Origin of the sequence: Malacoplasma muris (genome assembly GCF_046774425.1) — a bacterium.
GTDB lineage: Bacteria > Bacillota_I > Bacilli_A > Mycoplasmatales > Mycoplasmoidaceae > Malacoplasma > Malacoplasma muris.
This window is the reverse complement of record NZ_CP177248.1, coordinates 594,918-612,767: the sequence shown is the minus strand read 5'-3', so window position 1 is coordinate 612,767 and position 17,850 is coordinate 594,918. Positions and strand designations below refer to the sequence as shown.

Sequence of the window (17,850 nt, the reverse complement as noted above, 5' to 3'; positions counted from 1 at the left end):
ATAATATGGCAGCAATATTTGATAAAACAAAAGTTAAAGAATTAAAAAGAAAAACTAAAGCAGTTTTTGAATGTTTAACATCATTAAATTATGTAAATGAGCTTTTAATGTGATCTAAACAATTATTAATTTCAAATGATGTTAGTAATGTTGATAATAGTAAAGAAATATTAAATAAAGCTAATAAATTATATGACACTATTTATAATTATTTAAAAGCACAATTGGAATTAACAAATAAATGAAATGATAGTGTTTCTTTTTTGATTGACTGTGAAAGTTTGTTTTCTCAAGATGATTATATGAATTTTAGAGTTTATTGGTCTGAACTTTTAAATATAATTCATTTAAATAGTAAAGATGATTCTAAAACTAAAATCCATAAATTAAGTGAATTAAGTAAATTTTGAAGAAAATATTTATTGAAATCACAAGATTTACAAATTGAATCATAATAAAAACTATAGTCTTTGAAATTGTATTTTCTATTGTGTCTCAATTTAAAAAATAAAAATGATATTAAAATAAATTTTTATTTTAATAATATAGTTAAATAAAAATAGATTAAAAGTAGTACTATTTTAAATAGTTTTGTTGTATGTATTCATTTGTTTTTTGAATTAAATTAATTTTGATATAAACATAAAGAATAGTATATATTTTTACTATTATATATGACTTTTGTTAATAATTGACTTATATAAAAAACATTTTATAATGAAACTAGATTAATTGAATATGTTCATAAAGATTGTTATTTTCTTTTTAATAAGCAACATCTTTTAGTTTATATTTAAAACTATAAAATTTATATTGTGTGTGATTATCATAAATTAGTTTATTGTTTTTCCAGTTAATTGTTTTAGACTTATTTTTGTCTATTAATTTAAAAAATATCATTTTATTTTTGTTGAAAGAAGGTTTTAATTATGAAATATAAACATTTTATAAAAAGTATTTTAATCTATACAGCAACATCAATGTTAACACTAACATTGGGTGTAAAATATTTTACACAAAATTTACAAAGTAATAATGATTATTCTTCTACTCATTTTTCTTCAACAAAACAAACTGTGGTAGATTATGCTGATGTAGTGCCTGAAGGTAAAGCTCGTTTAATTGCAGGAAATGACAAGATATCTGATCAGGATGCTTATGTCTTAACTATTTATGGTGATGGTTTTATGAAAAATCAACAAGATAAATTTTTTGAAGAAGCTAAAAAAAGTGCTGATCATTTTTTATTACAATCACCTTTAGATGAACTTGCACCTATTATTAAAATTTATGCTGTTGGTGTAGTTTCTAATACTGATGTTGTTCAAGGTGGTGATAAAGATGGAATTAATATTGAAGATGAAAGAGACACTTATTTTCACACACGTTATTATACAAATTGAATAGAAAGATTGCTAACTTGTAATCCTGAGGGTCAAAGAAAATTGAGAGAACTTGAAAAAGTATTTAGTCCTCATTCTGATCAATCTCTTGTTCTTTCAAATTCAACAAAACATGGTGGTAGTGGAGGTTCTATTGCAGTTGCGTCTCTTTCACAAGGAGCACCCAATGTCTTTGTGCATGAGTTTGCTCACTCTGCAGCGGGATTAGCTGATGAATATTGAGAAGAAGGATATGCTGGTGAATATGCAAATAAGACACGTGAATCTGATCCTGAAAAAGTGCCATGAAAACGTTTCATAGGTTTGAATGGAATAGGTGTTTATGAATTTAAGGATCAAAAACCTACTAGTTCATCTCCTAAACATTATAAACCTTCTCAAGTATGTAAAATGTATGCGCATGCTCAACCATTCTGTGAAGTTTGTAAAGAAGAACTGCGCAAAGAGTTAAGCAAACAAGCAAATGTTACAATGTTATTTTTTCAAAAATATGCAGATGAAATAAGAATTGGTCAAAATGGAAAAGACATGAGCGAGTATTTTATTTTTAGAAAAGGTAAGAATGAAGTTACAGGAGATAAAATAAGAAGTGGATTAACATTAACATATTATTCTGAAAATGGAGAAAAGTTAGATTCAGCTCCAAATACTATAGGTAAATATAAAGTAAAAGCAACATTTAGTGGGAATGAAATGTTTGATCCATGTGAACAAATTGGAGAATATGAAGTACTTGATAGAAAAGCAATTATTGTTGAAAATAAAATATATGATGGTAAACCGATTGATATAGACTATTCTCCAAGAGTAACAAATTATACAGATATAAATTATGAATATTCAGGAAAGATTATATATTCAGATACTCTTACAGAAGAATATAATAGTGCTGAACCTCCAATCTTACCTGGTGAATATACTGTAACTGCAAAAGCTATGAATAATGGTGTTGCTGTTGATACACAAACTGAAAAATTTGTAATTGAAGTTAAGCACGAAAACATTGTAAACAATTTTGGCAGAGAACTTCCATATCAACATAGTGAATATAAACCAAGAAAAATTATGTTTGCTGGTGAAGGATTTTCCCCAAGTGAAAAAGAAATGTTTGAAGAACTTACAAAACAAGCTATAAACACTTTACGCACATCTGAACCATATGCAGAATTTCGTAACTATTTTAATTTTTATTATACTGATACTGCATCTAAAGCTTCAGGATTGGGAAGTAATAGCTATTTCAACTTATCAAAGGATAACGATGGAAAAATAGTAGACTCTGATAGAGCAAAAACACTTTCTGAATTTTTACAAAAAAAATACCTTGGTGAACTTATGACTAATATGCCTAGTAGTTTTAATCCAAGTGGTACAGATGAATATAGTGCATGTATTGTATTTGTAAATGACCCATCAGTAAAAAAAGGTTTATGTGTAAAAGATGAAAAAGGAACACGTTTTACTATTTATATTCCTGCAAATAATGATGGAATCAAATATGCTGCAAAAGAACTTGTAAATATGATTACAAATCATGATGAAGGTTATAGTCCTAATACTGTTGAAGAAAAAAATGAATACATTAAAAAATTTAGATCATCATTTTTTTATAGACAGCCATCAGCATATGCTCCATTTGTAGCAGATGGATATAATAAGACTTTTGCTTATACAGGTAAACCTATAGATTTTACAAATTACTTTCATATGTATATAGAAGGTGTGCAAGTTGATCCAAATTCAATAAGCAATTATTATCAATATACTTATTATGCTGATAAAAATGGAGAAATCGGAGAAAAGCTTAGTGAAGCACCAAAAGATGTTGGAACATATTTTGTTTCAATAAAACTTGCAGATAAAAATGGATATTCAATGGATGTCAACAATCCTGTTCATAATAATACTGAATATCTTATGAGTGCAACAGCTTTAACAAGATTTCATATTTCTAACTCAGGTGATGTTAATGATGGATATAATGATTATATAAATTTAGGTGTAATAAATGTTCCTGATAATCTGTGTGAACATAAATTTGGTGATTGACATGATGAAATACCTGCTAGTTGTACAAGTAAAGGTGTTAAAGGGCATAAAGATTGTTCTGAGTGTGGTAAACACTTTACTCAAACTGGTAGTGAAATTTTAGATCTTAATATTGCTCCTTTAGGTCATACTTTAGAACATATTGCCAAAAAGGAACCAACAAATATAGATAGTGGTAATTTAGAACACTATAAATGCGATACTTGTGGAAAAACTTTTTCAGATAAAGATGGAATTACAGAAATTAAAGATGTTATTATTCCTCCAATTAATCAAACTGGAACACCTCCAACACACGGAGAAACAACAAATCCACCAGTAGATAATGAACCTATAACAACATCAAAGAATACATCTAATCAATTATGAATAATGGTTATTCCAATTGTTATTGGAGTTATTGCTGCAGGTTCAGTAGGAATAACTGTATATCTATATAAAAAGAAGAAAAAATAAAAATGCATTTAATTTTATTTTTAAATCATATAGATATTTATAGTTTTAATTATGATTAATAATACTTAAACTAAATATGAAAATAAAATATCATAATAGTTAGTTATAACCCATAACCAAATAAAAGGTTATGGGTTTTTATTTGTATGTTATTTCTAATTTTGTTTGTTGTTTTTAACTATTTTGATGTTGAATCTTTGTATCTATTTAATTATTTTGAATTCAAAGATATTTTTTGAATAACATGAATTAATGTTTTTTTATAAATTGTTGTAAATTATAACCGACTTTTTACAATAGATTAATACATCTTTTTTGTGCTATTTTATGTAAATAAAAAATATGAAGGAACATATATTTTTAATATGTGCTATACTTCATATTTTAATCAAACTAACATAACAATGTTAGTTTTATAAAATTATCATTTTTCTATTTTGTTTCCGTCTTTGTCTTTGAAGCTTCCTATAAGGATTAGGATTAAATCGATTAATGCACCAATTCCAAAACATCCAAGTGTTAATAATCAAACTACACCTGTTCCTATTTTGCCAACATAGAATCTATGAATTCCTAAGCAACCTAAGAAGAAGCAAAGCACTGCAGCAACTAGTCTACTTTTATCAGACATATACTACCCTTAAAATTATGTATTATATTGAAAGTAATTATACTTTCTAAATTTATATTATCACAAACATAAATTTTTTAAAAAAATTATGTTAGTATAATTAGGTAATATACTAAAGACAGTAACGAACTTTTATAGTTTTAATAATGTTACCTAAGTTATTAACATTTTATTTAACATTTTATTGTGTTACATTTTGTTTTTTAATGTCATTGGTATTATTAGTACTAATGGCATTTTGTATATTACAAATATAGTAAAGGGAAATAAATATGAAAAAAATAATAAAACATAAAGATAATTTAGTTAGTGAATTATCTAAACAAATTGATGAATCAAAATCTTTTATTATTTTTGAATATTCTGGTCTTACTGCACAAGAAATTACTGTGCTAAGAAAAAAATTACTAGAATCTAAAGCTTGTTTAAAAATTATAAAAAATAATATTTTAAATAGAGCATTAGTAAAATCAAAAATTAATGATTTTGGTGATTTAGTTGGTCCTAATGCTATAGCGATTGGAGTAGAAGATGAAATTGCTCCATTAAGAGAAATATTCAATGTTTCTAAAGATAATGACTTTATTAAAATTAAAGGATCTTATTTAGAAAAAAGTTTTCTTGATGAACAAAAAACAAAAGCTATTGCATCTCTTCCAAATCGTGAAGGTATGTACAGCATGATTCTTTCATGTTTGACTGCTCCTATTAGAGGAGTATTATATGCTTTAAAAGCAGTTGGTGAAACTAAAACTAATTAAATGAAACTTATTATATTTAAATTAACGGAGAAATATTTATGGCAAAATTATCAAGCAAAGACATTATTGCATCATTAAAAGAAATGAGCATGTTAGAAATTAAAGAATTAATTGAAGCTATTGAAACTGAATTTGGTGTTTCAGCAGCTGCTCCAGTAGCAGCAGCAACTCCAGCAGCTGCAGCTGCTGCTCCTAGTGAAGTTACTGTTATGTTAACAAATGCTGGCGGAAATAAAGTAGCTGTTATTAAAGTTGTTAGAGAAATTACAGGACTTGGATTAATGGAAGCAAAAGCTTTAGTTGATGGAGCACCTAGTAAAATTAAAGAAGGTGTTAAAACAGCTGATGCTGAAGCAATGAAAAAACAATTTGCAGATGCTGGAGCAACTGTAGAATTTAAATAATATCTTTAAAAGGTATATAAAAAATATAAACTTAATATGTCATTACACGTTTTAAGTTTATATTTTTTTTATTTAAAATCTTTTTTAGAATATATAATCATACTTACAATAAATATACAAAATGCCACAACTGTTCAACCTATAGAAATAGCTGTTTGATTATAAAAACTTTTTATTTTAACTCTAGTGAATGAATCAAAACCTAAATTACTTCTTAAAACAAGAGGTTGTTTTATAATTAAATCTTTTGTATGATTGATATTACTATCATTTTTTGAATTAAAAGTAGATAATAAAGTTTGAAAATTAAAAGGAATATTATTGGGATTTCAGTGATTTGCTATTTGTGCCCCAGTTGTTAGCATTAATCATTTATCAACACTAACTCCAAGCAAACCCAACATAATGTTTATTTCTAATCAATCCTTGTTTTGTTCTAAAATTCAATTGTATATATCTTTATGATTTAATTTTATTTCTTCTAAAATTGTGCTCAATTTAGTTGAATTTTTAACATTAGGATATATCTTTATTAATTTATCTTTTAAATAAGAAGCTAATTTTGTATTTCCATCAATGTTGAATATACTTCCTATTCTAGTATTTGTATCAAATACTATATTATTTTTTTCATCAACTTCATACACTTCTTTATAAACATTAATTAAATTAAAAATATTTATTCCATTTTGAAAATCAAAAGTTAATTTGTAAACAATACTCTTTAAAAGATTTTGAAAATTATTTAAAATATTTTTTACTTGATTTGGATTTGTAATATTTTGACTTTGATCTTCAATTCATTTTTTTAAAAAGTAACTATAAGGACTATAGTTTTGAAATGAATTATTTATTGCATCCTCTGTGTGCTTTTTGTATTTGTTTCATGTAGTATCTCATAAGGATGAACTGTATTCATTAAACACAATATCTCCTGTTGATACAATTCTTTCAAAAATTTGATTAATTTCAACATAATTTTGTCCATCGTAATGCAACTGCTCTAAATATGTTCCATAAGTCATCTGAGGTAATAAATATGTTATTGTGTTGAATTTATTTATTTCATTTTTCAACTCTAAGTCGCTTATTTGGTTATAATCGTTAAATATTCCTAAAGAAATTTTTATTGGGTTATTGAAAAAGTCTTCAACTTTTCCAGAAGATAATTCTAATGAAAAAGGTATATTGAACACTTTAACTACATCATTTAATTTATATAAATCACTAGTCATTTGGCCAAATGTAAAAATTCTTTCCAATTGCGAACAAATATTAGTGTAATGAATAATATTGTATTTACTTGAATAATTTATAACATCCTTTATTATGTCAATTGATTCAATGTTATTTGGTAAATCATACTTTGCTCTGTCAACATCATTTAATCAATATCCTTGAACATAATTGCTATTTTTATCTTCTTTTTTAGGATCAACAAATGATGATTTTGATAACACTATATTTTGTGAATCTAATTCATTTATATGACTTTTTGTTATAAACATTGATAATATAGAATATAAAACTAATACAAGTAAAAAAACTATAGAAGATATGAAAGATTTTGTTCTAGATATAAACATTGAAAATATTGTTGTTATTCCACCAAATAGAAGAGATACAATAATTGTTCCTAGAAATATACCAAGACTTAAAAGTAAGTAATCTATTCCTATTCCTGGTTTTGATAGTAAACTAAATAAACTTATCAAACTACCACAACTTGCAATAATTAATGTTATTGTAAAAAATATTGATATTTTTACAATTGATATTTCTTGTCTAGTAAAAGTTTTGCATAGTATCAATAGTTCACTACCATCATCAATTGATGATTTAAAAACCTCTATGGACATTGCAATTGAAATAAGTCCTACAGAGAACACTAAAAAAATGATTGAAATAGGATAACTATATATTTCATATGCTGTAGTTTTTGCTATTATTGGCACAATTATTGAATAAGAGGCAATTAATATAAAATATATAAATGCAAATACATATATTGATCATTTTCTTAAAATGTCTTTAAATAAATATTTAAAGTATCTTAAATCAAAAAAATTTGTTTCTTTTCTTTTTGTCATATTTATTCTTCTTTATACATAAGTATAATTATATTAAGATTTATATAAAAAATTAAATTTTTTAAATAATTATTTGTAATTAATATTTGTTTTATTTCATTTGATTTTTGTATGACTAATATTTTAAAAAATGTAATAATTATTTTATACTAGATTTTAAATAAATTTAAGTCATGATAATACTATAGTCAGCATATTTATATTTGTTTGGTTTTAATTATTATTTATTTTAATTAATTCAATTTTTATTTAAATGCTATTGATTAAAATATTTTATTATAAATATAAGTAATGAATTATAATTTAATTAATAGTAGGGCGATATTTTTATATACTATTTTATTTATAAAAAATTATGTTTACAATTATGAGTGTTACTCTACTATGGAAACATAGAGGTGTAAAATTATGGCAAAAAAAGTTTGAAAATGAATAGGTTTTTTTACAGCTACTTTTGCAATATCTGGAGCAGTTATTGCAGTGCCTTTTATAGCTTCTTCTGCTTTTTGAAGTGATTATAGAAAAAATCATGCTGATGAATATGAGGCTTTAAGATACAAAATTCCAAGTAACCTTGGTTCTAAGGTGACTGAAAGTGCTTTTCAGTATGCAAGCGGAAGTGATTATAGTTCTTTATTAATTGGTGACAATAAAAAATTTCAAGATACTATAGAAGGAACTTATTTATTTGTTGGTGGTAATGATTTTTTTAATAGTTGAGATGATTATCAAAGTTTTAAAGGTATAACAGGATTATTTGAAGAAAATGTTAGATGAACTTTAACTGCTCGTGGAGGAAATGATCCATCAGCTCCTTATTCTAGTCTTGGAAGGTTTTGTATTAATATTTCTAAACCAAACCAAACATTAAGAGAAATTAATGAAAATTATGATTTTAAAGTTAAGAATTTAGATCCTAAAAATGTTGTTACAATTGTTGGTTCTGAATATATTAATACAAATAATATTGATAAAACATTAGATGAATTTGAAAATGATTTAAGAACTTTTGTTCAAAATTCATTAAAACTAAGAAACAATAAATCAAATTTAATTTTCATAAAGCATTGAAAAATACCAAACCCACAAAATGATCCCAAGATTCAAAAATACAATGATAATGTAGAAAAGTTAAATACTAGATCGAATAGAATTTTATCTGAATTAACAAAAGATCAAATTCCTAGGGTGCTTTTGGTTGATAATCAAGATTTATTTTTAAATCTAGATTATGAGTTTTATCAATATTTTGACCAAAATTTAAATTTAACAAGAATTGGTAATAATGAAGTTGCAAAAAGTATTTTAGCAACAATGAAACCAATTGTAGCTACAACAGGACAAGAATGAACTCCTGCTAATTGAACAGATTATTCAAAAACTCATTTAAATGCTGTTCCATTAGAGTGAAATACATTGGATTCAAAAAACAGTTTAAATATTAGTGTAAAAGCATCTGTAGAAAATAAAGACAATAATAATATTGGAACTTTAACTGTAAGTTTTCCAGATGGAGGGGTTGCTCCAAATGATAAGTTAAAATGATTGTTAAAATTTAATAATTTAGCTATTAGAATTGAAGATTATAGTGTAGTTAATAATAACAATCAAATAATCATTGATAATATTTTTCTTTATGGATCATCAACATCAAATGGTGTTACAACAAATAATGATTTATATACATTAACTGTTTATGATAAAAATGGTAATCCTTTTAATGCTGTGAATGGTGATTTATCAACAGCAACAACAGCTAAAGAAGTTAGAACTAGTTCATCTAACTCAAGTTCTACAAATTTATCTGTAGCTCAACAAAAATTTATAAATAAATTTAATAATAAAAATAAACCAATGATTTGAACATTTTTAGGTGACTCAATAGATCATGGAGCATCTTTTAATCAAGGTTTTGATAATTTAGTAGAAGTAGTTGAAAAAAGTGTTAAAAACGATTGAAAAAGATATGATGATATTTTTATTAATGCAGCTCAATCAGGTAATTTTACAAGTAGAGCAGTTGATCCTTATCAAATTCAGTCAACTATTACAAAATATGGAGCAGATGTTGTTTCAATAGGTTTAGGAATAAGTGATGGTATAACTGCTACTTCAAATGGACAACCAACATTTGCTACTAAAGAGAAATATATTAATAATATGAAAATATTAATTGAGGCTGCTAAAAAAGCTAATCCAGATGTTATTGTTGTTATTAATGCAGTCAATCCAACTCAAGCTGGTGGAAGAAATAAAGTTCCAGGTATTTATAACCCTTATTTAAAAGAAGCTTTTGGAACAGAAAATAGTGAATATAAAGACTTTGTTATATACAATGAGCAAGTTTTCACTGAATTAAATAATATTATTACAAACTACACATATTCTGTAAATGATCAATTATTTCTAGGATCTGATAAATTGCATCCTGGTGGAAGTGCAAACATTATTAAAGGAAAAACTTTTTTACAATCTCTTGGAGTAGATATAGGAAATAGTTATTTATCAAACTATACTTTACAACAATTTGTTTGATGAACAGGTACAACAGCTAAACCAATTCAAGAATTAAATTCAGTATCACAAGGTAATAAAGTAGTTCCTAATACACAAACATGAGCTTCAGCTCTTCCAATGGGTGGTAGTACAAGTAATAATAATTTAGCAAACATTTTTATAAAATATGAAAGTAATCAAAAAGAGAGTGAAAGAACTTATTATCTAACAACAAAATATGGTGTTTATACAAATGCTTATTGATTAATGATAGAAGATGGAACATATAATGTTGATGCATGAGCTATTTCAAAAACTCCATTAAGTCAATCAGCACAATATGCTGCAAAAAGCCCCACTGCAACAATTACAATTTCTAAAACACCAACAGCATAAATTTAAAAAATCTATAACTGATGTTAATGTTATAGATTTTTTATTTATGATATTTTTGATTATTTATTATTGTTAAAGATCTATAAATTTGCTCTGCAATAACTACTTGAAATAATTGATGAGGTAATGTTAGTTGAGAAAATGATATTTTAATAGAATTATTAATTTGATAGATAGAGTTGTCTAAACCATATGATGATCCTACTATAAAATTAATTGATTTGATTGTAGAGTCATTTATTTTGTTTTTAATTAAATTGGAAAAATCAATTGAATTATATTGTTTTCCATTAATGCATGTTATAAATGTAAAACTGTTAGATTCTATTTTATTAATAATTTTCTTTGCTTCATTTTTTAAGCATATTTTTATTAGACTATTATTTAATTCATCAATTACTTTTTCTTCTTTTAACACAATGTATTCAACATTAATAAAATGCTTAATTTTGCTAAAGTAGTTTTCAAAAATATTTAAAACATTTTTATCTTTAATGTTTCCTACACAAATTATTTTTATCTTCATATTTTATTCATCTATTTTACTAACAGTCATTTTTAATTCTATTGCTTCATTAGGACAAACAGCTACACAAGCACCACAAGCTATACATGTATCTGAAATTTCAGCTTTTCCATCTTTTATAGTGATTGAATCTGTTGGACATACTGAGATACAAAGTTGACAAGTTTGACACTTTGGCTTATCTACGACTGCTATTAATCTTTGGTTTTCCTTCATATTTTTCACCTTTGTAATTATTAAATGTTAATATATATTACTTAATATTATTATATAAATTTTTAATAATTATATGTTTATTATCATTTACTATTAAAATATAAATATTTTTAATGCATTAATAAAGGATAAGTTATGAAAAATATTAAAAGATTTTTTGATGATTATGAAATTATTCAATATGGTAATTTTTATAAGGTAAATTTAAAAAATAAAATCACTTTTGATAATAAAAAATCAAAATTAATTTTAGTTACTTCAATTAATCCAACTCCAACAGGAGAAGGTAAAACAACAACATTAATTGGATTAAATGATTGTTTTAATTATTATGGTTATAAATCAATAGCAGCATTAAGACAACCTTCTATGGGCCCATTTTTTGGTATAAAAGGTGGTGCTACAGGTAGTGGTAATTGTGAACTTATAAATGCTAATAAAATTAATTGTGGTTTTACAGGAGATTTTTTTGCAATTGAAGCTGCTAATAATTTAATAATGTCTATTATTGAAAATGAAATATACCAAAATTCCTCTTTAGAAATTGATGAATCAAAAATATTATGGAATCGTTGTATAGATATGAATGATAGATCATTAAGAAAAATAGAATATAGTTTATCAAATAAATTATCAACTAATTTTTCATCAAAATTTAATATAACAGCTGCTTCATATTTAATGGCTTCTTTTTGTTTGGCTAAATCAAAATTAGACTTTAAAAATAAATTATTAAACACAATTGTAGCTTTTAATAAAAAAAATAATCCAGTTTATGTAAAAGATTTAGATATTATTGATTCTATTATGATGATACTTGATGATGCATTAAATCCGAATTTAGCTTTTTCAAAATATAACAATCCAGTTCTTATTCATGGTGGTCCTTTTGCCAATATTGCACATGGATGTAATACAGTAATTGCAACAGAACTTGCTTTATCTGTTGCTGATTATACTTTTACAGAGTCTGGTTTTGGAATAGATCTTGGAGCTGAAAAATTTTTAAATATTAAAACAAGAGAACTTAATAAAGTTCCTAATTTAGTTGTTATAGCTGTAACAATTAAATCATTAAAATACCATGGTGGTACTTTAGTCCAAGATTTAAATAAAGAAAATTTATATAGTCTTGAAACAGGATTTAGTAATTTATTAAAAAATATTGATTCAATAAAGAGTTTTGGATTAAACTATGTTGTTGTTATCAATAAGTTTAATGATGACACACAAAAAGAAATAGATAAATTGTTACAACTGTGCAAAGACAAAAAAATTCCATGTGAATTGTCCACTATGTGACAAGATGGACCTAAGGCTAATAAGCATTTAATAGAATTTATAAATAATAATTTAAGTGATAAAAATGTCATTAAATATACTTATAAATTATCAGATTCTATAATTGATAAAGCAAAATTAGTAGCTAAAACTATTTATGGAGCTGATGGAGTAAATTTTAGTGAACAAGCTATTAATAAATTAAAAGAAAATCAACAATTTATTCAAGATTATTATATATGTTTTGCAAAAACATTTTCATCACTATCAGATGATGCTAAAAAATTAAATGTTCCTAAGGGGTTTACAATTTCAATAAATGATGTAGAATTTAACCACTCTGCAAGATTTGTTATTCTAATTACTACTCAAATCTTCTTAATGCCTGGATTACCAAAGATACCTAATGCAAAAAGGATAAGATATGAATTTAGATAAAGAAAAAGAAAAAAGTGGCACCAGTTTTAATAATAAAAGTGTTGATTCAGTTGTAAAATTATTTGAAAAAACTTCAGTATTTAAATCATTAAACAAAATTGTTTTTTTGGCTGTTGTTGTTTCACTTGCAACTGGAATATATGTGTTTGTAGATCAAATTTTAATGGTTAGAATTTTACCATTAAATCCAATTTTTAAAGATGAAACATTTTTTGATTTTGCCTATAATTCTCAATGAAAACAAGCAATTGATATTATTAGGACTCAACAGTTAAATATACAGACTTCAGTTGCTAGTATTATTAGAACATCAATTTCATTATCATCTCCATTAACATTAATTTGTACAGCTATTACATTAATGTTAGGTCTTGGAATATCAATTAATTATTCTAAGATGCTTGGAAAACAAGATTATACAAAAGCAAAAGTAGTTTGAAATAATGGATTTTTTCTTACATTAATTACATCACTTGTTACTTCAGCAATTTTAATAGGTTTAACTTTTTTTGTTGTTCCTATTCAATCAAAAACAACTAATATTGATAGCTTTAATTTAACAGGAAATGATAAAATTCTTGTTCAAGATTTTGTTAATTATTGTAGAGATCTATCTATAACATGAGCAAAAGAATATGCATTAATATTAATAGGTTTTAATGTATTTAATTGTTTTACAATGGTTTTTATTTCTCTTTTAAATAGTGAAGGTAAAAATGGTATTCCAACAGCATTTATTCTAACTGCTAATGTTATTAATATTGGATTGGATGTCATATTATTATTATTTACAAAATTAGGTATTTCAGGTGCAGCAATTGCAACTTCAATTAGTTGAATTGCTTCAACATCAATATTTTTATTGTATATTTATATATTAAATAAAAAGAATGATACTTTGCTACAGTATAAAAGTTTAAATATTAAAAATTTTAGATTTGATAAATCAATTGTTATTTTTATTTTTGCAATTGGAATGTCAAGTCTTTTCAGAAATGCATCAACAGCTATTTTTTCTTTAGTTCAACAATCCATTTATGGATCTATTACAAATCAAGTTACTGGGTTGGATAATTCATATTACTTAACCATTCTTGGTGCAGTTAGTCCTATTTATAATTTATTTTATAGTGCAATTATAGGAATTATTAGAGGTGCTAGAACTGTAATAACATATAATCATGCTAAGAATAATATAGATAATGTTAAAAAAGCATATTGAATGACAATGGTTATGTCACTAGCATATGCATTAATATTCTTTATTTTAGTATGTTTTGCATTACCAAAACAATTTTTATGATTATTTGACATATTACCTGAAAATGACAATTTTAATGATGCTTCAAAATTATTAATGATTACTATGGCACAATTAGTATTATTGGTATTAGCAATTTCTGGAATGTTATATTTTCAATCAACTGGAAAACCTATAACATCTTTAATAACTTCAATTGCTTATGGTATTATTTTTGGAATACCTGGATTATTTATTGCTAGAGCTATAGCAGTAGCTACTGGAAATATTGATTGTTTTGTATTTGCTCCACTAGCTATTATGGGAGTGTCTGGAATAGTTGTTTGTGGCTATAGTAGTTGATATTTATATCTTAGAAAAGAAAAACAAAAAGATACACCAATCGATATTCAATCTATAAATAATAATGAATCTACTAAACTGTCTACTCAAAAGTAGATAGTTTTTTATTTTGAAAAGAAAATAATTTTATTTTTATAAAAATTATTTTTTATCAATATAATTAATTGAGTACATTGCTAAATATTTATAATTTTATAATACCAGTTTCATATTTTAAAAAAAGGATTTGTATGTTTGGAGCCAAGAAATATTATAGTGGACATCAATTAAAAAATTATGATATTAATGAAAGAGAAAAAGTTTTAAAAGGTGTTTATTTAAGTGATTTTAATGGATATACACCTAAAGATTTTTTAAGTTTGAAAAAAATATATGATTCAAATAATTTAAATGTTGTTTTAGCAAAATTAAAAAATCTTAAATATAACAAAAATAAAGTTTCAGTTCCATTTTTAGAAACATTGTTTTATTCAAAATATGATTTAGAACTTTTACCTTTTGATTTAAAGATTAAAAATGTTTTTGATTCTATTCAAGATAAATTAAATGATAATTATAAAATAAAAGAATTTTTAATTCTTAGTAAATCAAGTGATACATTTAATCTTAATTTGTTGTTTATGATGACTTATAACAAAAAAGGTAAATTGTATTGTGATTTAATATATCAAGATAAGTGTGATAATGCAATTAACAATTTTAAAAAACTTTTAGATAGTATTCTTGAAAATAAACAAAATTATTTTCTAAAATATTTTGATGACAATAATTTTTTTCAAGATGATATGATAAGTTCATTTTTAAAAAACAATAAAAAACAATCTAACAATTATTTTGTAAACAAGTTTACATATGATTTTGATTCTCCATTTTTTAGACAAATAAATCGTAATTTTTTATACAAGGATAAGTATTCTTTTGAAGATGATGATGAATTTGATTTTGATGATTTTGATGAATACTTTGATGCTGAAGTAGATGAAATGTTTAATGATAATTTTAATCCTAATATATTAACAAAAACATATTGTTATGAATTGTTTGGATTAACAAGTAATGCATCAATCTCAGAGATAAAAAGAGCATATAGAGCAAAAGCAAGAATGTATCATCCAGATATTAACAAATCAGCAGATGGAGAGAAGAAATTTAAGGAAATAAATGCAGCTTATAGATTACTAATTGGTAAAGATTCTAAAGAAACAGACATTAAATAGTTTTTGACATTTAATGTTTTATAAATATTTTTTGGTGTTAATATTAATACATTTTAAGGGTACTAATTATATGAATAGTAAAATGACTTTATTAACAAAAGATAACTATAAAAAATTACAACAATACATCAACATGATTTATCCAAATTATTATATTTCTGCTTTAAATTTGTATTTGTGAAAACATTATGGATTAGAAATATACTATATTTATGAAAGTGATGTTATATTCATCTATATAAAAATTATAAAAGATAAATTAATTATTAATAATAATGAGATTAATAATTTTTATATTTTAAGACCTATTATAAAAAAGAATGAAATTTCATATCCTTACTTTATAAAAGCTATTGATTACATTAAACCTTTTTTAAAAGGTGTTAATGCTTTATATTTAGATAGAGTTTTTGCGTCAGATTTAAAATATTTAAAAAATTATTCTATTGTTTCAAATTCTGACTCTTCCTATATTTATCACACAAATAAATTAAAAGGCTTTCCAGGAAAGAAAATGCAGAAAAAAAGAAATTTATATAATTTCTATAGTAAAAACTATGGGAAAGATACTACTTTTGTTTTTTACAACGGAACTCAAAACAAAGAAATATTATCATATGTAAAAAATCATATTATACAAAATCAAGGTTATTTAAGAGAATATGAATATAATTACATAAAAAATTTATTATATTGTAATGATTCAAATTTATCTGGTCTACTAATGTATTATAAAGATGAATTAATTGGTGTTACTATAGGTTATAGTAGAAATGATATATATGAAATTTTTTTAGAAAAAGCTTCTAAAAATTATAAGGGTAGCTATCAATATTTGTTATCTAATAATTTAGAAAAAAATAACATTGAACAAATTTATGTTGATCGTCAAGATAGCGAAAGACAAGAAGGATTAGAACAATCTAAAAAGTCTTATAAACCATATTATATTGTTAATACATATTTAGTTAAGGTGGATTTTCATGGAATTAAATAAAGGGTTGGACAAAGTTGAATTAACTCAAGCAAAAACATTATATAAAGAAGCCTTTGATGATAGTAATGCCTATATTGAAATGTATTTTAATGAGTACATGAAAAATAATGATTATTATTTTATTGAAAAAAATAATAAAGTAATTTTTTCTTGTTGTAACAACAAAAAAAGAGTTTATATAAATAACAAAAAATATGAAGCTGCTTTTATAGTGGCTGTTTCAACAAAGAAAGAATTTCAAGGTCAAGGATTAATGAAAAGTGTTTTTCAACAATGACTGGATAAATTACATCAAGAATATGATTATATTTTTATTCAAGCATATAATTGAGACATTTATAAATCATATGAATTTTATCCATGTACATTAAAAAATACATATGAACTTAAAAATGATCAATATTTAAAACCTATTGAATATACATCAGATATTAATTATTCAAAGCTTACAAAAATTCAAAATAAATTTATTAAGTTAAATAAATTTAAAAATTTTAGTTATAAAACAACAAAAGAAAATCAGCAATATTATAAAATGCTAAAAATAGAAGAAGAACAAAGAATTGCAATATCACATGATGCTTATATTATTTTTGATAAGAACAATATAGTTTATGATTTTGCATTTTTAGATTTAAAAAACTTTATTAGATTATTGTCTAATTTTAAAGATAATCCTCTTAAAATTAGGTCTTATCTTAATTTAGATAAAAGATACTTTAAACTTATATCTGAAAATAAAATAGATACAAAAGTTTATAAGCATAATAAATTAGATATTTATTTTAATGAATCATTCTAAATAGAATTTAATTATTTATATTTTTTTATAAAAATACTAAATTATATTTATTTCATTGTTTCCAATATGAAAATAGTTGTATAA

14 protein-coding genes are annotated in these 17,850 nt (G+C 23.8%); 10 read left to right on the top strand and 4 right to left on the bottom strand.

Annotated features, from left to right (window positions below; translation table 4 throughout):
* Positions 1-5 precede the first annotated feature (5 nt).
* Together ACLFO7_RS02440 and ACLFO7_RS02435 are read left to right on the top strand one after the other, a co-directional pair.
* Positions 6-455, top strand: coding sequence for a hypothetical protein (locus ACLFO7_RS02440; RefSeq protein ID WP_412031932.1), 450 nt, complete (start codon positions 6-8; stop codon positions 453-455).
* Between the two features lie 474 nt (positions 456-929).
* Complete coding sequence (locus ACLFO7_RS02435; protein ID WP_412031931.1) at positions 930-3,908, top strand: M64 family metallopeptidase; 2,979 nt, start codon at positions 930-932, stop codon at positions 3,906-3,908.
* A gap of 421 nt (positions 3,909-4,329) precedes the next feature.
* On the opposite strand, the gene ACLFO7_RS02430 is transcribed toward ACLFO7_RS02435, so the two are convergent.
* Complete coding sequence (locus ACLFO7_RS02430; protein WP_412031930.1) at positions 4,330-4,539, bottom strand: TM2 domain-containing protein; 210 nt, start codon at positions 4,537-4,539, stop codon at positions 4,330-4,332.
* 272 nt (positions 4,540-4,811) lie between these two features.
* Here ACLFO7_RS02430 and rplJ point away from each other — a divergent pair, with 272 nt between their 5' ends.
* The gene (gene rplJ / locus ACLFO7_RS02425; protein ID WP_412031929.1) at positions 4,812-5,300 is read left to right on the top strand and encodes a 50S ribosomal protein L10; all 489 of its coding nucleotides are present in this window, start codon (positions 4,812-4,814) and stop codon (positions 5,298-5,300) included.
* Between the two features lie 38 nt (positions 5,301-5,338).
* Positions 5,339-5,704, top strand: a complete 366-nt coding sequence (gene rplL, locus ACLFO7_RS02420) for a 50S ribosomal protein L7/L12 (RefSeq protein ID WP_412031928.1) — start codon at positions 5,339-5,341, stop codon at positions 5,702-5,704.
* 68 nt (positions 5,705-5,772) lie between these two features.
* On the opposite strand, the gene ACLFO7_RS02415 is transcribed toward rplL, so the two are convergent.
* Positions 5,773-7,794 (bottom strand): ABC transporter permease, encoded by a 2,022-nt coding sequence (locus ACLFO7_RS02415; RefSeq protein ID WP_412031927.1) that lies wholly within the window; start codon positions 7,792-7,794, stop codon positions 5,773-5,775.
* Between the two features lie 408 nt (positions 7,795-8,202).
* Here ACLFO7_RS02415 and ACLFO7_RS02410 point away from each other — a divergent pair, with 408 nt between their 5' ends.
* Positions 8,203-10,686: an SGNH/GDSL hydrolase family protein gene (locus ACLFO7_RS02410; protein ID WP_412031926.1), complete on the top strand. Its 2,484-nt coding sequence runs from the start codon at positions 8,203-8,205 to the stop codon at positions 10,684-10,686.
* A gap of 40 nt (positions 10,687-10,726) precedes the next feature.
* Here ACLFO7_RS02410 and ACLFO7_RS02405 read toward each other — a convergent pair whose 3' ends face one another.
* Positions 10,727-11,212, bottom strand: coding sequence for a 23S rRNA (pseudouridine(1915)-N(3))-methyltransferase RlmH (locus ACLFO7_RS02405; RefSeq protein WP_412031925.1), 486 nt, complete (start codon positions 11,210-11,212; stop codon positions 10,727-10,729).
* Positions 11,213-11,215: 3 nt separating this feature from the next.
* Positions 11,216-11,428 (bottom strand): 4Fe-4S binding protein, encoded by a 213-nt coding sequence (locus tag ACLFO7_RS02400; RefSeq protein WP_412031924.1) that lies wholly within the window; start codon positions 11,426-11,428, stop codon positions 11,216-11,218.
* Positions 11,429-11,563: 135 nt separating this feature from the next.
* On the opposite strand from ACLFO7_RS02400, the gene ACLFO7_RS02395 reads away from it, so the two are divergent.
* The 5 genes from ACLFO7_RS02395 (at position 11,564) to ACLFO7_RS02375 (ending at position 17,766) form a co-directional block, all read left to right on the top strand.
* Complete coding sequence (locus ACLFO7_RS02395; protein ID WP_412031923.1) at positions 11,564-13,147, top strand: formate--tetrahydrofolate ligase; 1,584 nt, start codon at positions 11,564-11,566, stop codon at positions 13,145-13,147.
* Positions 13,134-14,846, top strand: coding sequence for an MATE family efflux transporter (locus tag ACLFO7_RS02390; protein WP_412031922.1), 1,713 nt, complete (start codon positions 13,134-13,136; stop codon positions 14,844-14,846). Before ACLFO7_RS02395 ends, ACLFO7_RS02390 begins: the two co-directional genes overlap by 14 nt.
* 134 nt (positions 14,847-14,980) lie before the next feature.
* Positions 14,981-15,967 carry a DnaJ domain-containing protein gene (locus tag ACLFO7_RS02385; protein ID WP_412031921.1) on the top strand — a complete coding sequence of 329 codons (987 nt, stop codon included), beginning with the start codon at positions 14,981-14,983 and terminating at the stop codon, positions 15,965-15,967.
* A gap of 70 nt (positions 15,968-16,037) precedes the next feature.
* On the top strand, positions 16,038-16,964 hold the full coding sequence (locus tag ACLFO7_RS02380; protein ID WP_412031920.1) for a phosphatidylglycerol lysyltransferase domain-containing protein: 927 nt from the start codon (positions 16,038-16,040) through the stop codon (positions 16,962-16,964).
* Positions 16,951-17,766 (top strand): GNAT family N-acetyltransferase, encoded by an 816-nt coding sequence (locus ACLFO7_RS02375; protein WP_412031919.1) that lies wholly within the window; start codon positions 16,951-16,953, stop codon positions 17,764-17,766. Before ACLFO7_RS02380 ends, ACLFO7_RS02375 begins: the two co-directional genes overlap by 14 nt.
* The last annotated feature ends 84 nt before the right edge of the window (positions 17,767-17,850 follow it).